The following is a 19,427-nucleotide window of genomic DNA, read 5'->3' on the forward strand; positions in this document are numbered from 1 at the left end:
GCCTTGTGGTGCCGTGTCGCCGGCATCCGCTTCAGGTGAGCTTGATCTGTGCCTCGCGGATCAGCGCGCCCCATTTGGCGTGTTCCGCGCGGATATGGGCGGCGAACTGCGACGACGTGGTGGGCGTGGCGATGCTGCCCTCCTGCGCCAGCTTCTGCTGCACATCGGGGCGTGCCAGCACCTTGATGGTCGACGCGGAAAGCCTTGCGGTGATTTCGGCCGGCAGGCCCGAGGGGCCGACCAGCCCCAGCCATGTGGTCGCCTCGAAGCCGGCGAAGCCCTGCTCGGCGATCGTGGGAGCCGACGGCAGCGCAGGCAGGCGCTGCGCGGAGGTGACCGCGATCGCGCGGATCTTGCCTGCCAGCAGCTGCGGCATCACCGACACGGTATTGCCGAAGTACGCGTCCACCTGCCCGCCGAGCAGGTCGGTCATGGCGGGGCCCGCCCCCTTGTATGGCACCTGCAGGACCCGCACCCCGGCGCGCCGTGCCAGCATCTCCCCGGCAAGATGCCCGACCGTGCCGTTGCCGGCCTGGGCAACGCCCATCTCGCCATTGCGCGCCTTCGCGGCCTTGACGAAATCGGCCAGCGTGCGCAGCGGCGAGTCCTGGCGCACCACCAGKACCACGGGCTGCGCCGCCACGCCGACGATGGGCGTGAAGTCCTTGAGCGGGTCGAAGGGCATCTTCGGATAGAGCGCCGGATTGATGGCGAGGTTGGCCGCCTGGCCCATGCCGATCGTGTAGCCATCGGCTGCCGCCTTGGCGACCGCGTCCAGTCCGATGTTGCCGCCGGCGCCGGGCTTGTTGTCGACCACCAGGGTCCAGCGCTCCAGCACGGTCAGCTTCTCGGCGATCAGGCGCGAAGTGGCATCGGTGCCGMCGCCCGGCGGGAACGGCACCACCAGGCGAAGGGGCTTCTGCGGCCAGGGGCCTTGCGCGCGAGCCAGGCCCGCGGCGGCCAGCGCGACCGCGGCGCCTGCTTGAAGAAATCGACGGCGTTGCATGAGTGTCTCCGCTTGTGTTGGATGCGCCCCTCTGCGGGGGCGGACTGCCTTCAGACCGGCAAGCCCTTGGCGCGCAAGGTGGCGTCGAAGCGCTCGGGGTCCGACGTACCGGCGGCATTGCCGGCGCGGATCTTCGCCTCCTTCTCCAGGTGGGCACGCGTGCGCAGCAGGATGTCGGCGGCCTGCGCCGCCGGCACGGCAATCACGCCGTCCGCGTCGCCCACGATCAGGTCGCCCGGCATGACCGCCATGCCCGCGCACGAGACCGGCACGTTGATTTCGCCGGGGCCGTCCTTGCTCGGGCCGCGATGCGTGTTGCCGCGCGCGAAGACCGGCATGCCGTCCTCTGCCCATTCGAGGACATCGCGGATCGCGCCGTCGATGACCAGTCCGCCGAGCTTCTTTGCCAGGCAGGTGGTGCGCATCAGGCCGCCGACCAGCGCCTGCGTCACATCCGCGCCGCCGTCGATGACGAGCACGTCGCCCGGCCGGACMATCATCAGGGCCTTGTGGATCATCAGGTTGTCGCCGGGGCGCACGCGCACGGTCACGGCKGGGCCGCACAGCACAGTCTCCGGGCGCCGGTGATAGGGGCGCAGGCCGATGGTGCCGATATGGCGGCTCATGGCATCGCCGATGGCTGCCACCGGCATCTCGCGGAAGGCCGCGACGAGCGCGGGCGCGGGGCCATMGGCAACCGGGTTGATGCGGTATCCGGCCGGCCATGACGGCGTGGGGTTCTGTTCGGCGTTCATCGGGGTCTCCTTGGAATGCATTGCGTGGGGATTGGCAGAGGCGGCGGCCTCATGCGGAAAGCAGGTCTTGCGGGTCGAGCGCGCCCGGGTTGACGCAGGCGTGGATCGGCGGCGGGGTGCCCTGCAGGAAGCCGAGTACATTGCGCGCCGCTTCACTGGCCATCGCGGCCAGCGCCGCCGGCGTGGAGCCGCCCACGTGGGGCGTGAGCACCACGTTGTCGAGCGTCAGCAGCGCGCTGTCGGCGGGCAACGGCTCGACGGCCATGGTGTCCAGCCCGGCCGCATGGAGCTGGMCGCCGCGCAGCGCGTGGACCAGCGCCGCTTCGTCGACGACTTCGCCACGCGCGGTATTGATGAGAATGCCGCCGCGCTTCATGCGGGAGAACTGCGGCGCGCCGAGCATATTGCGCGTGTGGCGGTTCAGGGGAACGTGCAGGCTCACCACGTCGCTGATGTCGAGCAGCGCATCGAGCGCCTCGCAGCGCACCACGTCGCCGACAGGAAGCGGGCCCCGGACCAGGCCCGGATCGAAGGTAGCGACCTGCATGCCGAGCGCCAGGCACACGCGGGCGACCCGCTGCGCGACCTGGCCAAACCCGACCAGGCCGATGGTGCGGCCGTGCAGCTCCATCCCGTCCTGCGCACGCGACCAGCGGCCGGCGTGCAGCTCGCGGTCCATCCACGCGAGGCGACGCGCCGCGGCGAACATCAGGCCAAGCGTCAGCTCCGCGACGGACTGCGCGTTGGCGCCGGGCGTGACATAGACCGGGATGCCCAGCTCCGTGGCGGCATCGACGTCGATATTGCTGACGCCGACGCCATGCTTGGAGATCACCTTGAGCGTGGGACAGGAACGGATGGCAGCCCTGCCGAGCGTGACGGTGCGGGAGATGACGGCGTCGACGGGAAGACTGGCGAGCAAGCGTTCGACCTCGCCTGCATCGTCGGCATTGGCCAGGTAGTGCACGCGGGCATCTGCGGCCTCCAGCAGGCGCACGCCGGCGGGTGCGAGACGGGTTGCGGTGACAAGGATGGTGTAGGACATGGCAGCGAACGTTGGATCGATGCTGAATTCTTGTCCCGCAGACCGATGCCGTCCAGCTTATAATTTTTGTCGTTTGTTAAATAAAAGTAATCAGTTGGGGTATCGCCCCCGCGGCTGCAACCGAGGTGCCGAGATGGATCTGCGCGACCTGAAGTACTTTCTTGCCGTGGCCAATGCCGGCAATTTCCGCCGCGCCGCCGAGCTGGTGCATCGCAGCCAGCCAACCCTGACCAAGGCCGTCGACCGGCTCGAATCGTCCCTTGKGGCGGCGCTGTTCGAGCGTGAGGGCCKCGGCCAGAAGCTGAGCGCCGCCGGCATCGCGCTGCGCGCCCGCGCGGCCTCCCTGCTGCAGGAAGCGGACCTGCTGCGCGACGAGGTGGGCGCCATCGCCCGTGGCGTGGCCGGCACGGTGAGGCTGGGCAGCGGGCCGCTGGGCGCGGAGTACCTGCTGCCGCGCATCTGCAAGATGCTGCTCGGCCAGGCCCCCGACGTGGTGCTGCAACTGACCATTCGCAACAACTACGAATTGCGCGACGAATTGCGCGAAGGCCGGCTCGACGTGGTGCTCGGCTTCGTTCCCGAACAGGAAGACGAGTTCCACTGCGAGACCTTGCTCGAAGACACCGTGGTGGTCGCGGCGGTCAAGGGGCATCCGATCTTCCGGATCCGCAAGCCGGTGCCCGAGTCGCTGACCGGCTACCGGTGGGCGCTGCCGAACCGGGCCGTGGCAAGCCGTGCCTGGCTCGACCATGCGCTGGAATCGCGCAGCCTGCCGCGGCCCGTGGTGCAGATCGAAACCAACTCGATTCCGTTGATTCCGCGCGTGGTGGCGGACACCGAGCTGCTGACCTTCGTCTCCCGGCGCACCCTGCGCGCCAGCGGCGGCGACCTCGTCGAAGTCAGGCTGGGGGCTGCCACGCTGGTGCGCAATTTCGGCATCACCTACCGCAAGGACATCGCGCTCTCTCCGGTGGCGGACCGGCTGGTGGGACTGCTGCACGAGCACGGGAAGCTGCTGTTMGACCAGGTGGACTGAGCGCCGGCCGCGCTCAGATATTCCATTTGTCCGCGTCCGCCGCCAGCGCGTCCCTGAGCAACGCAAACTCCTGCTCCAGCCGCGAGTTCAGCGACATATAGCCCGCCCACGGGCCCGCTGCTTCCGGCGCTTCGCGCACGGCCTTGCCCCGCGCCTCCAGCCGCCCGGTCACCCCGTAGGCCAGGGCACGCGCCATCCCGATCAGCATGGCTTGCATGCGCCGCGCCCGCGCGCGCAGCTGGCGCCGGACCGCGGCCGCGTCATCGGCGCCCCCGTCCAGCGGCGGGCGGACCGCCGCCAGCACCTCGAGCAGGCTGATGCACACCCGCAGCGCATGCTGGATCGACTCCAGCTGTGCCATCGGCATCCTGGTCTCCTTGGCCACCGATGGCATCAGCGAGCGCAGCTGCACCAGCAAGCCGCCCTGCAGGACCATCGCACGTTGCAGGGCGGCCTGGTCCAGGCATGCATCCGTGGCGATGGCGCCATGCATGCGCGCGCAGCTGCGCAGCACCTCGGCCAGCTGGTAGCGCCAGGTATAGGTGGCATGCAGCGGCAAGGCAAAGGAGAACAGCAGCGCCACCGCGATGCCGATCAGCACATCGCCCGCGCGCCACAGGCCGTCGGCGACGGCGTTCTCGCCGTGGCCGGCGACGATGAAAATGGTGATGGCCGACAGCAGCGCGACATAGCCGCCCTTGCCGATCGCGTGATACGCGCAGACGGAGCAGGCGATCACGATCAGCGCATAGCTGAGCACCGGCATGTGGAAATAGGATTGCTGCACGATKATCGCCAGCCCCCCGGCCGCGCCGATCAGCGTGCCGAGGGCGCGCTCAGCCGCCTTGCGGCGGATATTGCCGTGGTGCTGCAGGCCACCGATGACCACCAGCAGGGTGATCGATGCCCACTCGCCGTGCGGGATGCGCATGCCGGTGGTCAGCACGATGGACGCCAGCAGCCCGAGCGCCACGCGCACCGCGTGGATCAGGCGGGCATGGCGGTAGCGCCTGGCCGGATCGAGCAAGGGGCGCAGCAGCCGGCGCAGCGGCGGCGGCAGGCGCGAGTGCAGCGGCGACGCCGTMATGCCGGCACGCGGCAACGGCCCGCGCGCCGCGGATCAATGCGCACCGGGCGCCTCGGCGCGGGCCAGCTCCGCGCGCGCATCGTCGAGCTTGCGCTGGCGCGAGGCGATCTTGKATGCGCTGCTGTGGTTGTCCTGGGCCTTCTGCAGGTCAGCCTCCCGCTCGCCTACCTTGGCGCGCAGCCGGGCGATCTTCTGCTKGTGCTTGTGTTCCTGCGCGGCGTCGGTGCAGTGCTTCCTGGTCTGCGCCAGCGCCGTTTCCAGCCCGGCGAGCTGCTCCTGGTTGCCATGCGCCCGCGCGGCGTCGATCTGGCGGCTGATGCGCTGCATCTTGTCCCGGCACGACTCGCCGGTGGACTGCGCTGAGGCGATGCCTGCGAACAGGCAGAGGACCACGGTCATGGCGGCGCGCTGCATTGTGTCTCCCCGGACGACGATGAACCAGCAAGATGCCTGCTAGTGTCGCGCGCCTTGCGCGGGAAGGCAACCCGGCCACCGAAGGCCGGCGCCGCGCACGCGCCAGCGCTCCCGGCCGCGGGGATCGGTCAGCAGCCAGGCGCGGCGCGGTATGGGCGCGGTATGGGCGCGGTATCGCCGCGGCAGGCCGTCAGCCGGCGTCGAACGCACGCTGTTCCTGCGCTACCAGCCTTGCCAGCAAGGGTGCCGGCGCCCAGTGCGCGCCATGGGCGGCCTCGAGCGCGCGGATCTTCTCCAGCGTCGGCGCCAGGCCGGCGGACTGCGCATGGAACATCGGGCCACCGCGCCATGCCGGGAAGCCGTAGCCGTGCACGTAGACCACGTCGATATCCGCCGCGCAGCGCGCGATTCCCTCCTCCAGGATGCGCGCGCCTTCGTTGACCAGCGCCAGCATGCAGCGCTCCACGATCTCCTCGTCGCTGATATCGCGGCGCCGGATGCCGGCCTCGGCGGCGCAGCCACGAATGATCTCGTCGACCACCGGATCGGGCAGCGGCACGCGGCTGCCCGGTTCGTAGCGATAGTAGCCGGCAGCGGTCTTCTGGCCAAAGCGGCCCATCTCGCAGATGCGGTCGGCCACGCTGGAATAGCGCAAGTGCGCGGGCCGCGCGGGCGCCAGCCGCTTGCGCGTGGCCCAGTTGATATCCATGCCGGCCAGGTCCGCCATGGCCAGCGGGCCCATGGCCATGCCGAAGCGCGTGAGCGCGCCGTCCACCTGCTGCGGCGAAGCACCTTCCTCCAGCAGGAAGCCGGCTTCGCGCCAGTATGGCGTGAGCATGCGGTTGCCGACGAAGCCCTCGCATACGCCCACCAGCACTGGAATCTTCCCGACCGCCCGGGCCAGCGTCATGCAGGCAGCGATCACCTCTGGCGCGGTGCGCTTGCCCTGCACCACCTCCAGCAGCTTCATCACGTTGGCCGGGCTGAAGAAGTGCAGCCCGATCACGTCCTGCGGGCGCGCGGTGGCCACCGCGATGACATCGATRTTCAGGCGGGAGGTATTGGTGGCCAGGATCGCGCCCGGCTTGCAGATGGCATCGAGCCGGCTGAACACGGCCTGCTTGACGGCCATGTCCTCGAACACGGCMTCGATGACCAGGTCGGCATGCGCCAGGTCCGTGTCGGCGAGCGTTGGCGTGATCAGCGCCATGCGCTGCGCGACCTCCTGCTCCGTGAGCTTGCCCCTGGCGGCGCTGACCCCGTAGTTGTGGCGGATCAGTGCCAGCCCGCGCTCCAGCGCGGCCTGCTGCTGCTCGCACAGGACCACCGGGAAGCCGGCGTTGGCGAAGGCCATGGCGATACCCGCGCCCATGGTGCCGGCCCCCAGGATGCCCACGCGCGCCACCACGCGCGGGGCGACTCCGGCAGGCAGGGCGGCGACCTTGGGCGCCGTGCGCTCGGCAAAGAACAGATGGCGCAGCGCCTTCGATTCCTGCCCCGCCACCAGTTCGTCGAAATGCGCGCGTTCCGCATCCAGCCCCGCTTCCACCGGCAAGCGCGCCGCCGCCTCCACGCAGGCGATGGCGGCGCGCTGCGCCCGTGCATTGCGCGCCCTGGGGCTCACCGCCGCCAGGCACGCGGCAAAGTCCACGCCCGCGGCATCGGCGCACGGCTTGCGCGAGATCACGAGATGGGCGCCCGGCAAACCCGCCACGCGCCCGGCAAACGCCACGGCGGCAGGCAGGGGCTCGCCCGCGATCAGTGCGTCGGCCATGCCCAGCGCCACGGCCTTGTCGCCGCGCACCGGCTGGCCGGACTGGATCAGCGCCAGCGCCGCGGCCACGCCGATCAGGCGCGGCAGCCGCTGCGTGCCGCCGCCGCCCGGCACCAGGCCGAGGTTGACTTCGGGCAGGCCCAGGCTGGCATCGGCGGTGGCGATGCGGTAGTGGCAGCCGAGGGCAAGCTCCATGCCCCCACCCAGCGCCACGCCGTGGATGGCCGCCACCACCGGCTTGGCGCACGCCTCGATGCGCGCGATGACCTCGCGCAGTGTGGGCCGTGCCGCGGCGGCAGGCGTGTTGAACTGGCGGATATCGGCGCCGCCGCAGAAGACCTTGCCGGCCCCGAGGATGACCACCGCCGYGACGGCTTCGTCCTGCGCGGCCATGCCGAGGCCCTCGAACAGCCCGCGCCGCACGGTGTCGCCCAGGCCATTGACCGGCGGGTTGTCGATCAGCAATACCGCCACGCGGCCATGGCGCCCGTAGCGCACGGCGGGGGTCAGGGCGAGGAAGTCCGGGCTCGGGGCAAGGACGGCGGGGGCTGTGGTACCGGCGGAATGCGAAGTCATGTCAGGCTCGGAAAGACCCAGGGAGAGATCAGAGGGCGGTGGAAAGAATGGCCGTGGCCTGGCTCGACAGCACGCCGCCATTGCCATGGACCAGGGCGACCTCGGCGTCCCGCACCTGGCGGGCACCGGCTTCGCGGCGCAGTTGCGTGACTGCCTCGATCACMAGGAAGATGCTGTACATGCCCGGGTGCGTGCAGGACAGCCCGCCGCCGTTGGTGTTCATCGGCAAGGCCCCGCCCGGCTCGATGCGCCCGCCGGAAACGAAGGCGCCTCCCTCGCCCTTGGCGCAGAAGCCGAGGTCCTCCAGGAACAGGATCGGGTTGATGGTGAAGGCGTCGTACAGTTCCACCACGTCGATATCGGCCGGCGTCAGCCCGGCTTCGGCGAAGGCGGTGCGCCCCGATGCCGCGGCCGGGGTCACGGTCAGGTCATCMATGCAGGAGATCTGGCGGTGCCAGTGCGCATGGCCGCAGCCGAGCACGTAGACCGGGCTGGCATGCAGGCCGCGCGCGCGGTCGGCGCGCGCGACCACGAAAGCCCCCGCGCCGTCGGTGACCAGGCAGCAATCGCGCACCGTGAGCGGGTCGGAAATCATTTTGGCGCTGATCACGTCGTCCACGCTCAGCGGCCCGCGCGAGAAGGCATCCGGGTTGAGCCGGGCCCACTTGCGCGCGGCCACCGCCACCTCCKCCAGCTGGGTGCGCGTGGTGCCGTACTGGTGCATGTGGCGCGCCGCCGCCAGCGCGTAGCTGCTCGCCGGGTTGAAGGGCTTGTACGGATGCTCGTAGGGCTGCGGGTCCAGCTCGGCGCGCATCTGGTTGATGCGCGAGCTGCTCGGCACGCTGCGCGGCGTGCTGCCGTAGCAGATCAGCACGTTGTCGCACTGGCCGGCTTCGATGGCCATCGCCGCGACGTTCAGGTCGGCGATGAAGGAGGAGCCGCCGAACATGGTGCTGTCGGAGAAGCGCGGCCGGATGCCGAGATACTCGGCCATGCGCATCACCCACCAGGGCGATGTCAGGCTGGAGGTGATGATGCCGTCGATATCCCGCATGCGCAGGCCGCTGGCTGTCACCGCCGCGCGCGCCGCCTGCGCGATGATCTCCTGCTCGGTGCGGCCGCCGGCGTGGCCCATGCCCGCCAGCCCGGTGCCGAGAATGGCGATGGCGCCGCGCCGCTTCGCTTGTGTGCTGCCCGTCATTGCGACTCCATGGGAATGAACTCCAGCAGCGGCCCGGCCGCCTCCTGCGCGACGCGCGCCTGCACGCGCAAGCCGATCCTGACGGCATCCGGCGCAACGCCGGCAACCCGGCTCATCATGCGCGGCCCTTCGTCGAGATCGACCAGGCTGACGTTGTAGTCGCCTTCCGGCCGGCGCACCGTGGTGGTGGAATAGACCGTGCCGCTGCCTGCGGGCGCGTGCCAGGCCAGCGCGTCCGAGCCGCAGTGCGGGCACAGCACGCGCGGGAAGAAATGCCAGCGGCGGCAGTCCTCGCAGCGGGGAATGACAAAGCTGCCCTGGGCCAGCTTGCCGAAATAGAAGGCGTCCGCGCCCTGGGCCGCCTCGCTTGCAGGGGCGCCGGGGCCATTCGGATCGTCACGCAGGGCATTCGCTGCGCGATTGGTGTTTTCCGCCGGCGTCATTCGTCCACCTTCACGCCCGTGACCTGTACCGTGCGCTGCCACTTGGCCACTTCGGCCTCCACGTACTGGCGGAATGCCGCCGGGTCCAGCGTGCCGCCGGGCTCGGCGCTCTGCTTGCGCAGCTTGGCGGCCATCTCGGGCGAGCCCATGATGCGGTTGGCCTCGTGGTTCAGGCGCGCCACGATCTCCGGCGCGGTGCCGGCAGGCGCGTACAGGCCGAGCCAGGTGTAGAGGTCGTAGTTCTTGAAGCCCGCTTCGGCGATGGCGGGCAGGTCGGGGAACAGCTTGCTGCGCTCGGCGCTGGTGACCGCAAGGGGCCGCAGCTTGCCGGCGGCAATGAAGGCGGACACGCTCATGGAATCCTGGAACACCATCGGGATCTGCCCGGCCACCACGTCGTTGGTGGAGGGCGATGCGCCCTTGTACGGCACATGCACCAGCGGCACGCCMGCCACTTGCCGGAACAGTTMGCCGGCCAGGTGGGTGGAGCCGCCCACGCCGGCGGACCCGTACGGCACGCTCGGCTGCGCCCTGGCCCACTTGATGAACTCCGGCAAGGTCCTGGCCGGCACCGAAGGATTCACGACCAGCATGTTCGGCGCCTTGGCGATCAGGGCGATCGGCTCGAAATCCTTCACCGGCTGGTAGCGCACGCTCTTCTGCACCGCCGGCCCGATCACATGGCCCGTGGCGCTGAGCAGCAGCGTGTAGCCGTCATTGGGCCTGCGTGCCACGTACTCGGTCGCGACCTGCCCGGCCGCGCCGGGGCGGTTCTCCACCACGAAGCTCTGCTTGAACGCCTGCGACAATTCCGCCGCCAGCAGCCGCCCCACGATATCCGTCATGCCGCCGGGCGCGAATGCCACCACGATGGTGACCGGCTTGGCCGGATAGGCGTCGGCCTTGGCCGGTTGCGCGTGCGCGTGGCCGGCGGCCAGGAGGCAAGCAAGGACACTGCAACACAAGACGGGCAGGCGCACGCGGCCCTGGATGGAATTCATGGCGGTCTCCGGATCGTTCGTTTTTGTATGTCGCCGAAGGACCGTCGCGAGACGAAGGATCCGCMACCGACAGCCTGAGGCTGGGGGCCAGTATATTTTTGGCCGCGCGCGTCAGGCCATCCGAAAAATTCGAACCGGCGGTTCGCGGAATTGGAACGCTGCCCTGGTGCCGCGGGAAATGCGCGCCATCGCGAGGCGCTGTCGCGGGCTATCGATGGGGGCTATCGATGGGGGCTATCGGCGGGTGCTATCGGCGGGCGGCCATCGGTCGCCTGCGGGCAKGCTGGATGGCGCGGGTGCCCGGCCCTGACGGGCCGGGGCGAGGCGGGGAACAGGCTTGCGGCGCATGGCGCGCCGCCGTCTTCAGCCTCCCTTGAAGATTTCGCTGGCGCCCACGTACACGCGGATGCCCCTGGCTTGCRCCAGTTCGGGAGCGATCAGGCTGAGGTCGAGCSAGGTGCCCCCGATCGCCTGCAGGAAGGTCCAGCCAACCGTCTTGTCGCCGGCGCGGAAGGCCACCGACTCGCCCGAGGCGACCTCGATGTAGTTCATGCCCGGCGTCAGCGTCACGGTGCGGGTGGTGGTACGCAACTCGGCGGGGCTGCCGAACAAGGCCGCGACCCGGCTGGCAATGGCGGTGGGCGCGGTGGCTGGCGCAGAGGCGGATGCGGGGATGCCGGCGCTCCACGCCGGCGACATGCTGAGGAGGGAGAGAGCCAGCGCGGCGGCCAGCTTTTGCTTCGTGATCATTGCTTTTCCTTGTGCCTACCCGTGTCGTCCTGGGTACACGAGGAAAGTGTAGCCATGCCCATGGCATTCTAAAAATGATATATAAGCTAAATATCAAGTCGTTTTTTTCATGACCGCAGGCTGCCACGGGCGCATCGGCCATGCGCCCGGCTCAAACACGCTCGCGCGTGGCGGCCACCCGCGGGTCATCGAGCAGGAACTGCACGAAGGCGGCAGTGAAGGACGGCAGCTTGCGGTCCGCGCGCACGATCAGGTTCAGTTCGCGGCGCGCCCACGGCTCGGCCAGCCGCACGCCCGCCACGCGGGCTTCGCGCAAGGCCTGCGCGGCGACGCTGCGCGGCACCAGCGCCACGCCAACGCCGGCCTCCACCAGCGATAGCGCGGCCTCGAAGCTGTGTGCGTGCAGGCGCACGTTGGGGCTCTTGCCGGCGCGCTGCGCCATGTCGCGCAGGAACAGGAAGTTGCTGCTGGCGCGGCTCATGCAGACAAAATCGAAATCCAGCGCCGCGCCGAAGCGCAGTTCGTCCTGCCTGGCGAGCGGATGGTCCGCGGGCACGGCCAGGATCAACTCGTCCACGGCATAGCGTTCGATGCGCACGCCGCGCGCGTCGATGTCGCCCGCGAGAATGCCGATGTCGGCTTCCTGCGCCGCCACCGCGGAAGGTATGGCCTGGCTGGCGCGCTCTTCGAGATCGATGTTGACGTCAGGGTTGCCCGCCAGGAAGCGGCTGACGCTGGGAATGATGAAGCCGTTGAGCGAGCTGCTGTTGGCCAGCAGCCGGATATGGCCTTTCAACCCCGCCGAGAAGCGCCCCACTTCGCCGTGCATGCGCTCCACGCCCTGCAGCAGTTCGCGCACATGGGTCAGCAGCGTCTCGCCGGCGGGCGTGAGCTCCATGCCGCGCGCGTTGCGCACGAACAGCGGCGTGCCCATCGCATGCTCGAGGTTCTTCAGGCGATAGCTGGCGGCGGAGGCGGTGATATGGACGGCAGATGCCCCGTTGGACAGGTTCTGCGCTTCGGCGATGGCCTGGAACAGGCGCAGGTCGGTCAATTCGTAGCGCAAGGTGTCTCCGTTCTGTTTTCGTGGCGCGGCCCGCCATCCGGCAAGGCCGCGCCACGATTCTAGAACAACCCCGCTGCCTGCCTCAGGCCAGCGTGAGGCGCACGTCGATATTGCCGCGCGTGGCGTTCGAGTACGGGCAGACGATGTGGGCCTTGTCCACCAGCGACTGCGCGGCGGCACGGTCCATGCCGGGCAGCGCGATGGTCAGCTCCACCTCGATGCCGAAGCCATTGGGGATGGGGCCGATGCCGACCTGGCCGGTGATGCTGGTATCGGCGGGCAGCGCGATCTTGTCGCGCGCGGCGACAAACTTCATTGCGCCAATGAAGCAAGCCGAGTAGCCGGCGGCGAAGAGTTGCTCGGGGTTGGTGCCGGCACCGCCTGCGCCGCCCAGCTCGCGCGGGGTGGCCAGCTTGACGTCGAGCACGTTGTCGGAAGACACCGCGCGGCCGTCGCGGCCTCCGGTGGCGGTGGCGCTGGCACGATAGAGGACTTGTTCGATCGACATGTTGATTCTCCGGTTTGGTGATGAGAGTGGAAATGCCGGCTCATGGAGCCTTTTTGGGGTTGCTGCCTACTGCGTGTTTCCGGCTTTGCGACTTTGCTGCTGCCTGCTCCTCGCGTTGCATTTTGCATCGCGATCTATTAAATAGCACACTATTCATTTGACCCGCGACTCGAACCAATCGCACGAATCGCACGGATCACACGGATCACACGGATCACACGGATCACACGGATCACACGGATCACGCACATGCCGCCCGTGCGGCCGCGCCTTGTTCCGCTTCAGCCGCCCGCGTCGGCGAACCGCCCGCGCAGCTTGTCCAGTTCCGCCTTGACCGACACGATCTCGTCAATGCMGCAATCCGCCGCGCACAAGACCGCGCGCGGCACGGCCTCCGCCTGCTGGCGCAGCGCGCGCCCCTGCGCGGTCAGCGTGACGATGACCTGACGCTCGTCCTCCACGGCGCGCTCGCGGCGCAGCAGTTGCTGGGCCTCCATGCGCTTGAGCAGCGGCGTCAGCGTGGCCGAATCCAGATGCAGGCGCGCGCCGATATCCGACACAGTCAGGCCATCGGCCTCCCACAACACCATCATCACKAGGTATTGCGGATACGTCAGGCCCAGCGGTGCCAGCAACTTGCGGTAAAGCTTGTTCAGGGCCAGCGAAGTGGCATACACGGAAAAGCAGAACTGGTGGTCCAGCAACAGCGAGGAGGCGCTGTCGATGCCGGCGCCGGGCGCTGCCTGCTTGTTCCKGGAGGTGCGTTTCGTGTCCATGGGCCGTAATTTAGATTGTGCGCGATTTAATTGCAAGCTATTTTTTACCGGCACAAGATGTTGCCGCAACGGCATGCGCAGGCCTCAGGGAGGATCCTCGCCCTGGTCGCCGAGCGCAGTGGTGTCGATCCGCTCGACCTTGCCCTTCTGGCGCACCTCGGTGCGCATCACGAACGCCTCCGTCGGGCAGTACCAGTCGGTGATTTCCATGACGGCGGGTTCCGTCTGGATCACGTCGTCGCCCATCATCAGCGGTCCGAGCGCGCTGCGCTTCTGATAAGTGATCGGCATGCACTGGCGGCGGCCCATCATGGTCTCGATGGACCGCGCGCGCCCGACGCGCCGCTCGCCGATGGTCACAGAGGCCGCCGGTGCGCGGATGGTGGTGACGAACTCGCCGGTGGCCAGGCTGTGGATCTCCAGGTCGAGGCTGGAGGTGAGCGTCTGGCCCGGCAGAACGATGCCCTCGCGCACGGTCAGCCCGGCATAGCTGAGCACGCCGTGGCCCTGGAACGAAGCTTCGCCGAACAGCCTGGTATAGCGCGCCTGCGCGTTGATGGTGGCGCGCTGGCTGCTCACCGAGCMGCCGGTGCCGCTGGCGTCGCGGTCGAAGTTCATGCGGTGCACCTGATCCATCACCACGGGCGGGCCCATCATGGCTGCCAGCGCCGATTTCGAGTGGATCGACAGCCAGGCGCTGCAGCCGGTCTCGGTTCGTACCGGATGCCGGATGACCATGGTGATGGACATCGGCATGTCGCCGCTGGCCTCCATCTGCGTGCGCGCGCCGGACTGGAACCAGTCGGTGTCGCAGATGGTGCCGGGCGCGCGCGGCGGCGGCTCGGCGGGGGTTGCGGCGGCGGGTATTGCCGCCGCATCGGCCGGCACGGGCGCCTGTGCCTGCGCGGCCTGCGGGGTGCCGCACAGCAGCAGCGCCGACAGGCACGCCAGTCGCAATGCGCCAGGCCTTCCGCTGGCGGGCGCCGGCCGGTGGGGGTGAACAGTCATGTCGTATCGCAAGCGGGCAAGCGGGCTATGGCGGCACCTGCCGCCGGTCTGCACGCAAGGTAGCACTGCTGCGCGGGCCGCACAACTAGGGCCCGCCGAAAACGGGATACGGCACCCCGCGCGCCGGGTCCGCCGTGGTCTGGTCGATCACGCGTTCCACGTCAGCCACCTCGCGCAGCGCCTTGAAGAAGTCCTCGCGCGCGAACCCGCGTCCCACGCAGCCCTGCACCAGCAGCCAGCGCTGCCGCACCGTGAACCACAGCGTCGAATCCCGCCAGCCCGGCATGGCGGTCGATATCGCCTGCAGGCGCCGCCGCGCGCCTTCGGCAATCTCCCGGTCGTACTGGTAGGCACTGGGCAGGCGGCAGCGCCCCTCCAGCCAGCAGTGGTTGCCGTGCTCGATGCGGTGGTGCGAATCGCGCAGCCATTCGGCCTCGTCCACGCGCGGGCCCAGCGGCTCGGGGCAATTGGCGATCTTCGCGGAGACCTGGAAGAACGGATCGTTGTCGCGGTTCTGATAGCGGCCGGCAGCGGCGCTGGCGTCGGCGGCGCCGGCAGGCGCGGCCGCAAGCACGGCGCAGGCGAACACGACCGACACGGCATTGGCGGCGGCAGGCAAGAGCGGCTCAGGCATGGCGGGCTCCGGAAATCGCGGTGACCTGCGCCCAGCATAGGCGCTGCGCGGGGCGAGATGAAGGCTGCCCGCGCGGCCAGGCGGGGCGCTTACAATCGGCCGATGCCAACCATAACCCCAAGGAGACAGCGATGGCAGTGATCGGACCGGACGTGAGCCTGCACCCGAGCGCTTACGTGCACGAATCGGCCTACCTCTACGGCAAGATCACGGTGCATGAGAACGCCTCGATCTGGATCAACGCGGCCGCGCGCGCCGAGCACACGGAAATCGTGATCGGCGCGTACACCAACATCCAGGACTTCGCCATGCTGCATGTCGGCGACCGTACGCCGACCATCATCGGCAGCCATTGCTCCATCACCCATCACTGCACCATCCACGGCTGCACGATCGGCGACAACTGCCTGATCGGCATCAACGCGACCATCATGGACGGCTGCGTGATCGGGGACAACAGCATCGTCGCCGGCCATGCCTTCCTCAAGGAAGGCACCGTGATCCCGCCCAACTCCATCGTGATGGGCAGCCCCGGCAAGGTCACGCGCACGCAGAACAACTACGTGCGCAACCGCCTCAACGCCTTCCTGTACTACAAGAACGCGCTGGCCTACGCGCAGCAGAACTACCGCGCGTGGGACGGTCCGGCATTTACCGCAGAGGTGACGCGGGAGATGGAAAAGCTGCGGGCGGAACTGGCGGCGCCAGGCGACTGACATCCGCTCGTACCGGCGGCGCAGCGCGTCCAGATCGGCCAAGCGGTGCGAACCGGGGGGCGATTCGCGTTCGCGGGGGATCGGGCCCCGGCTCCCGCAATCGCTAGACCAGCCCGATGTCCAGCGCGCGCGTGCCGGGAAACACCTGCGCCAGGCGCGCATCGTCCAGCCCGTAGAGACGCCTGAAGATGCCGCCGAGCACCGCGCGGTATTCGTTGAGCACCGGCCAGTCCCGGTTCTGGTTCAGCGTGCGCTGCTCCACCGCCACCTGCTCGCCCGCAATGCGCCCGCCGCGCACCGTGCCGCCGGCCACCCAGTACACCGTGCCGTGGCCATGGTCGGTGCCACGCGTGCCGTTCTCGCGAAAGGTGCGGCCGAACTCGGATACCACCACCAGCGTGGTCTTGCTCCATGCCGGGCCCATCTCCCCGGCAAAACCGGCAATGCCGCGTCCGAGGTTGTCGAGCAGGCTGGCCATCTGCCCTTGCGCGCCGCCCTGGTTGACGTGCGTATCCCAGCCGCCCACATCGATGAAGCCCAGGTTGAAGCGCTCGCGCATCAGGCCTGCCATGCGGCGCGCTTCCAGCTCGAAGCCCCTGGCGCTGAGCGCGCGGCGGCTGGCGGCCTGCATMTCCTGCATGCGCCCGGCCGTGGCTGGGTCGGCGTCGCCCTGCGCCGCCATGCCGGCGCTCTGCATGCTGTCGCGGTGCTGCATGGCCTCGGCCTCCTGCGCCACGGTCTGGCGCAGCTCGAAACCCTCGTCGATCAGCGACTCGAAACGCGTGCCGCGGTACATCTGCGCCAGCACGCGCGCCTGGCGTTCATCGAAGGGCGTGCGTCCGGTGCCTTTGAGCGAGACATTGGGCACGCCGAGCGAGCCGCCGAGCACCACCGGCAAGCCATCGGTGAAAGCCACCGGCGCGGCGCGCCCGCCCATGGCCACGGCCAGCCGGTTGAGGAAGCCCGTGCCGCGCAGCGATGCGTCGATACGCACGCCCTTGCCGCCGGGCTGCGGCAGGCCCGCCTCCATGCCATCCTGCGTTTCGAAGTGGCTGCGCGAGAGATCATCGGTGCCGGCGAACGGCACGAAGGCAAGCTGCTGGCTCTGCCACAGCGGCAGCATGCTGTCCCTGAGCGCGGGATGCAGCGCCCAGGTGTCGATGCCCCTGCCGCCGCCGTCGAAGGCCGCCGCCAGCGACAAGGCCGCACGCGGATCGGCCGGCATGCCTTGCCCGGGCGGGCGGGCGATGGCGATGCCGGGCCGCGCGGCATAGTAGAAATCGCTGCCGGCCGGCACCAGCACATTGGTGGCATCGTAGCCGCCGCGCAGGAACACCAGCAGGAAGCGCGCCTCGGCCTGCTGCGGCAGCGCGTAGGCGCGCGAGGCGATGCCGGGGGCCAGCGTGGCGAGGCCGGCCATGCCGGCACGCTTGAGCCATTCACGTCGTTGCATGGGACGCTCCTTGTTCAGGCACTCGCGGATATCACGGCTGCATCCATTCGGGCGATGACAGCAGGATGGTGTTCCATTCCGCCTGCGACGCCGCCTGCGTCATGGCCGTGCGCGTGGCGGAGCCGAGCGTGGCTTCGATGCTGTCGTAGTAGATGCGGTTGCCCAGTTGGGGGAAACCGGTGCGCCCGGCGGGCTTGCCGTCGTCCTTCGAGAACAGGCCGGCCTGGCCGGATCCGATCGCGCGCGCGATCTCGAAGCGCTTGATCATCTGCCCCGAGCTGGCCCAGGCGCCCTGCGCGGCGGGAAAACCGTCCGGCGTGACGCGGCCGTAGAGCGGCTCGCCAAGCTGGTTGAGCCAGCCGACGGCCGGGCGCAGGTTCGCCACCATGCGGCCATCGTAGGCCAGCCGCAGCGACGACGCCACGAACTGCATCGGGTCCTTGAACTTGCGCGGGCCGGACGCCAGCGCGGCGTTGAACTCGGGCGACAGGAACAGCGTGCGCAGCACGGCGGCGATATCGCCGTCGCGTTGCGCGAAGGTGGCCGCCATGCGCTCGACCAGCGCCGGCGCCGGCGTGTCGCCGACGAAATGCGCGGCGATCTTGGCGCAGACGAAGCGCGCCGTGGCCGGCTCGCGGCTGAGGATATCCACGGCCTGCTCCACCTCGTGGAAGCCGGAGGGCTCGATGCGATGGCCGAGCAGGGTCTTGGCGCCGAAGTCATGCCGGCCGGGATTGAACTCGAACACGCCGTCGGCAAGGTATTGCGCCTGCCTCTGCGGCGCCAGCCCGGGCGGCTGGCCGGTGGCATTGATGCCGAGCCCGGTCAGCACGCGCGCCAGTTCCTGCACGTCCTGCTGCGTGTAGCGCGAACCGCTGGCCCCGCCGGACACGCCCAGCGTATGCAGCTCCATCAGTTCGCGCGCGTAGTTCTCGTTGATGCGGCCGGCGGCGCTCTGCGCGTTGTCCAGGTACTCCAGCATGGCCGGCGCGGTCACGGTGGCCATCAGCAGGTCGCGGAACCTGCCGAGCGCACGCGCTMGGATGGCCTTGTCCTCGTAGTCTGCCAGCACCCAGCGCACCGCGCCCTTGCCCGAGTACACGCTGAAGTGATTCATCCAGAACCACGTCATCTGCTCGCGCAATTGCGCCGGCGAGTACAGCGCGCGCAGCAGGTGGCGGCGCCCGGTGTCGAGCACCACCTCGTTGCCGGTGCGGTTGAGCGCGTCGCGCGCCTTTTGCTTGTCGTCTTCGTMGGTGAGCGTGTTGATGCGCTGCTGCTMGGCACGCACGCTGCGCAGGCGCTGCTCGCCGCTTTGCTGGGAAATGCCCAGCGCGCCGATGGTGGCGGCGAGTTCGCCGCTGTCGGCGGCGGGCGCCTTGAGCTGTTCGTCGAGATAGCGCTCGCGGCCGAGCTTGCGCAAGCGGTCGATGCCGGCCTGGTCGGCGCCGAAAGTGACGCTGTTGAGCCAGTGCAGGTCGGCGGGCCCGAGCGCGGCGCCGGGGGTGCCGCCGTCAGGCATGCCGACTTGCGCGCAGGCGCCCAGCAGCGCGGCGGCCGCGCCCAGGAACCAGGCTGTCGTCAGGCGTGGAAAGCGAAAGGGCATGGCGGTCCTGTCTCGTCTCGCACGAGGGCATGGGTGACACCGCTCTTACGCAAGGAGGCGTACTTTGGTTGACGCAGCCGATACGCGATTTACCCGAAGTCATGCCGGCAACGCGCCGGCAACGCGCCGGCATCCGCAAGGAAAACGAAAGCACCGGCCGCCAATTGCCGCGCCAACCCGCGCGCCACCCGGCTTGCGTCAGGGCCTGCCGGCTTCGKGCKGCATGGCCGCCAGCGTCAGCAGCCAGAACGCCAGCGCCGCCGCGCTGATGCCCGCGCCCAGCATGCACACGCCGCTCCACCCGGCGTGTGCGTAGGCGTGGGTCGAGGCGATCGCGCCAGCGCCGCTGCCCAGCGCATAGAAGAGCATATAGCAGCCCACCAGGCGGCCATGGGCCTCGGGCCGCGCGCGGAACACCAGGCTCTGGTTGGTGACATGGATGGCCTGCCCGGCCAGGTCGAGCACGATCACGCCGGCCACCAGCAGCCACAGCGACCGCGGCGCGAAGGCCAGCGGCAGCCAGCATGCCAGCAGCAGCACCAGCGCCACGCCGGTGGTGCGCTGGCCCAGCC

General features: G+C 69.4%; 20 protein-coding genes. 2 read left to right on the forward strand and 18 right to left on the reverse strand.

The window, feature by feature from the left end; genetic code table 11:
* Positions 1–31 precede the first annotated feature (31 nt).
* The 3 genes from AC1DKV_RS29420 to AC1DKV_RS29430 are packed head-to-tail and all read right to left on the reverse strand — an operon-like array spanning position 32 to position 2,806.
* A complete protein-coding gene (locus tag AC1DKV_RS29420; RefSeq protein ID WP_477138629.1) occupies positions 32–1,006 on the reverse strand; it encodes a Bug family tripartite tricarboxylate transporter substrate binding protein in 975 nt (324 codons plus the stop codon).
* 50 nt (positions 1,007–1,056) lie between these two features.
* On the reverse strand, positions 1,057–1,761 hold the full coding sequence (locus AC1DKV_RS29425) for an RraA family protein (RefSeq protein ID WP_477138630.1): 705 nt from the start codon (positions 1,759–1,761) through the stop codon (positions 1,057–1,059).
* 49 nt (positions 1,762–1,810) lie between these two features.
* The gene (locus AC1DKV_RS29430; RefSeq protein WP_477138631.1) at positions 1,811–2,806 is read right to left on the reverse strand and encodes a hydroxyacid dehydrogenase; all 996 of its coding nucleotides are present in this window, start codon (positions 2,804–2,806) and stop codon (positions 1,811–1,813) included.
* Positions 2,807–2,939: 133 nt separating this feature from the next.
* Between AC1DKV_RS29430 and AC1DKV_RS29435 the strand changes: the two genes are divergently transcribed.
* On the forward strand, positions 2,940–3,842 hold the full coding sequence (locus AC1DKV_RS29435) for a LysR family transcriptional regulator (RefSeq protein ID WP_477138632.1): 903 nt from the start codon (positions 2,940–2,942) through the stop codon (positions 3,840–3,842).
* A gap of 13 nt (positions 3,843–3,855) precedes the next feature.
* Here AC1DKV_RS29435 and AC1DKV_RS29440 read toward each other — a convergent pair whose 3' ends face one another.
* The 12 genes from AC1DKV_RS29440 to AC1DKV_RS29495 form a co-directional block, all read right to left on the reverse strand.
* Positions 3,856–4,929 carry an FUSC family protein gene (locus AC1DKV_RS29440; protein ID WP_441612104.1) on the reverse strand — a complete coding sequence of 358 codons (1,074 nt, stop codon included), beginning with the start codon at positions 4,927–4,929 and terminating at the stop codon, positions 3,856–3,858.
* A 33-nt stretch (positions 4,930–4,962) separates the two neighbouring features.
* Positions 4,963–5,343, reverse strand: coding sequence for a DUF1090 domain-containing protein (locus AC1DKV_RS29445; RefSeq protein ID WP_477138633.1), 381 nt, complete (start codon positions 5,341–5,343; stop codon positions 4,963–4,965).
* 190 nt (positions 5,344–5,533) lie between these two features.
* Positions 5,534–7,693, reverse strand: coding sequence for a 3-hydroxyacyl-CoA dehydrogenase NAD-binding domain-containing protein (locus AC1DKV_RS29450; RefSeq protein ID WP_477138634.1), 2,160 nt, complete (start codon positions 7,691–7,693; stop codon positions 5,534–5,536).
* A 28-nt stretch (positions 7,694–7,721) separates the two neighbouring features.
* Positions 7,722–8,894 carry a thiolase gene (locus AC1DKV_RS29455; RefSeq protein WP_477138635.1) on the reverse strand — a complete coding sequence of 391 codons (1,173 nt, stop codon included), beginning with the start codon at positions 8,892–8,894 and terminating at the stop codon, positions 7,722–7,724.
* Complete coding sequence (locus AC1DKV_RS29460; RefSeq protein WP_441612100.1) at positions 8,891–9,337, reverse strand: Zn-ribbon domain-containing OB-fold protein; 447 nt, start codon at positions 9,335–9,337, stop codon at positions 8,891–8,893. Before AC1DKV_RS29460 ends, AC1DKV_RS29455 begins: the two co-directional genes overlap by 4 nt.
* Complete coding sequence (locus AC1DKV_RS29465) at positions 9,334–10,338, reverse strand: tripartite tricarboxylate transporter substrate binding protein (protein WP_477138636.1); 1,005 nt, start codon at positions 10,336–10,338, stop codon at positions 9,334–9,336. Before AC1DKV_RS29465 ends, AC1DKV_RS29460 begins: the two co-directional genes overlap by 4 nt.
* A gap of 363 nt (positions 10,339–10,701) precedes the next feature.
* Positions 10,702–11,088, reverse strand: coding sequence for a CzcE family metal-binding protein (locus AC1DKV_RS29470; protein ID WP_477138637.1), 387 nt, complete (start codon positions 11,086–11,088; stop codon positions 10,702–10,704).
* Between the two features lie 151 nt (positions 11,089–11,239).
* A complete protein-coding gene (locus AC1DKV_RS29475) occupies positions 11,240–12,154 on the reverse strand; it encodes a LysR substrate-binding domain-containing protein (RefSeq protein WP_441612097.1) in 915 nt (304 codons plus the stop codon).
* Positions 12,155–12,236: 82 nt separating this feature from the next.
* Positions 12,237–12,662 carry an organic hydroperoxide resistance protein gene (locus AC1DKV_RS29480; protein ID WP_441612096.1) on the reverse strand — a complete coding sequence of 142 codons (426 nt, stop codon included), beginning with the start codon at positions 12,660–12,662 and terminating at the stop codon, positions 12,237–12,239.
* 281 nt (positions 12,663–12,943) lie between these two features.
* Positions 12,944–13,438, reverse strand: coding sequence for a MarR family winged helix-turn-helix transcriptional regulator (locus tag AC1DKV_RS29485; RefSeq protein ID WP_477138638.1), 495 nt, complete (start codon positions 13,436–13,438; stop codon positions 12,944–12,946).
* 84 nt (positions 13,439–13,522) lie between these two features.
* On the reverse strand, positions 13,523–14,446 hold the full coding sequence (locus tag AC1DKV_RS29490) for a hypothetical protein (RefSeq protein WP_477138639.1): 924 nt from the start codon (positions 14,444–14,446) through the stop codon (positions 13,523–13,525).
* A gap of 85 nt (positions 14,447–14,531) precedes the next feature.
* Positions 14,532–15,080 carry a BON domain-containing protein gene (locus AC1DKV_RS29495; protein ID WP_441612093.1) on the reverse strand — a complete coding sequence of 183 codons (549 nt, stop codon included), beginning with the start codon at positions 15,078–15,080 and terminating at the stop codon, positions 14,532–14,534.
* A gap of 131 nt (positions 15,081–15,211) precedes the next feature.
* On the opposite strand from AC1DKV_RS29495, the gene AC1DKV_RS29500 reads away from it, so the two are divergent.
* Positions 15,212–15,796, forward strand: a complete 585-nt coding sequence (locus tag AC1DKV_RS29500; RefSeq protein WP_441612092.1) for a gamma carbonic anhydrase family protein — start codon at positions 15,212–15,214, stop codon at positions 15,794–15,796.
* 103 nt (positions 15,797–15,899) lie between these two features.
* Here the strand turns inward: AC1DKV_RS29500 and AC1DKV_RS29505 are convergent, their stop codons facing one another.
* The 3 genes from AC1DKV_RS29505 to AC1DKV_RS29515 all read right to left on the reverse strand — a co-directional run.
* The gene (locus AC1DKV_RS29505) at positions 15,900–17,249 is read right to left on the reverse strand and encodes a DUF1501 domain-containing protein (RefSeq protein WP_477138640.1); all 1,350 of its coding nucleotides are present in this window, start codon (positions 17,247–17,249) and stop codon (positions 15,900–15,902) included.
* Between the two features lie 31 nt (positions 17,250–17,280).
* The gene (locus AC1DKV_RS29510; RefSeq protein WP_477138641.1) at positions 17,281–18,855 is read right to left on the reverse strand and encodes a DUF1800 domain-containing protein; all 1,575 of its coding nucleotides are present in this window, start codon (positions 18,853–18,855) and stop codon (positions 17,281–17,283) included.
* 198 nt (positions 18,856–19,053) lie between these two features.
* A partial coding sequence (locus AC1DKV_RS29515) for an MFS transporter (RefSeq protein ID WP_477138642.1) occupies positions 19,054–19,427 on the reverse strand: 374 nt, incomplete at its 5' end.

Source organism: Cupriavidus sp. 05T41, from assembly GCF_056396525.1.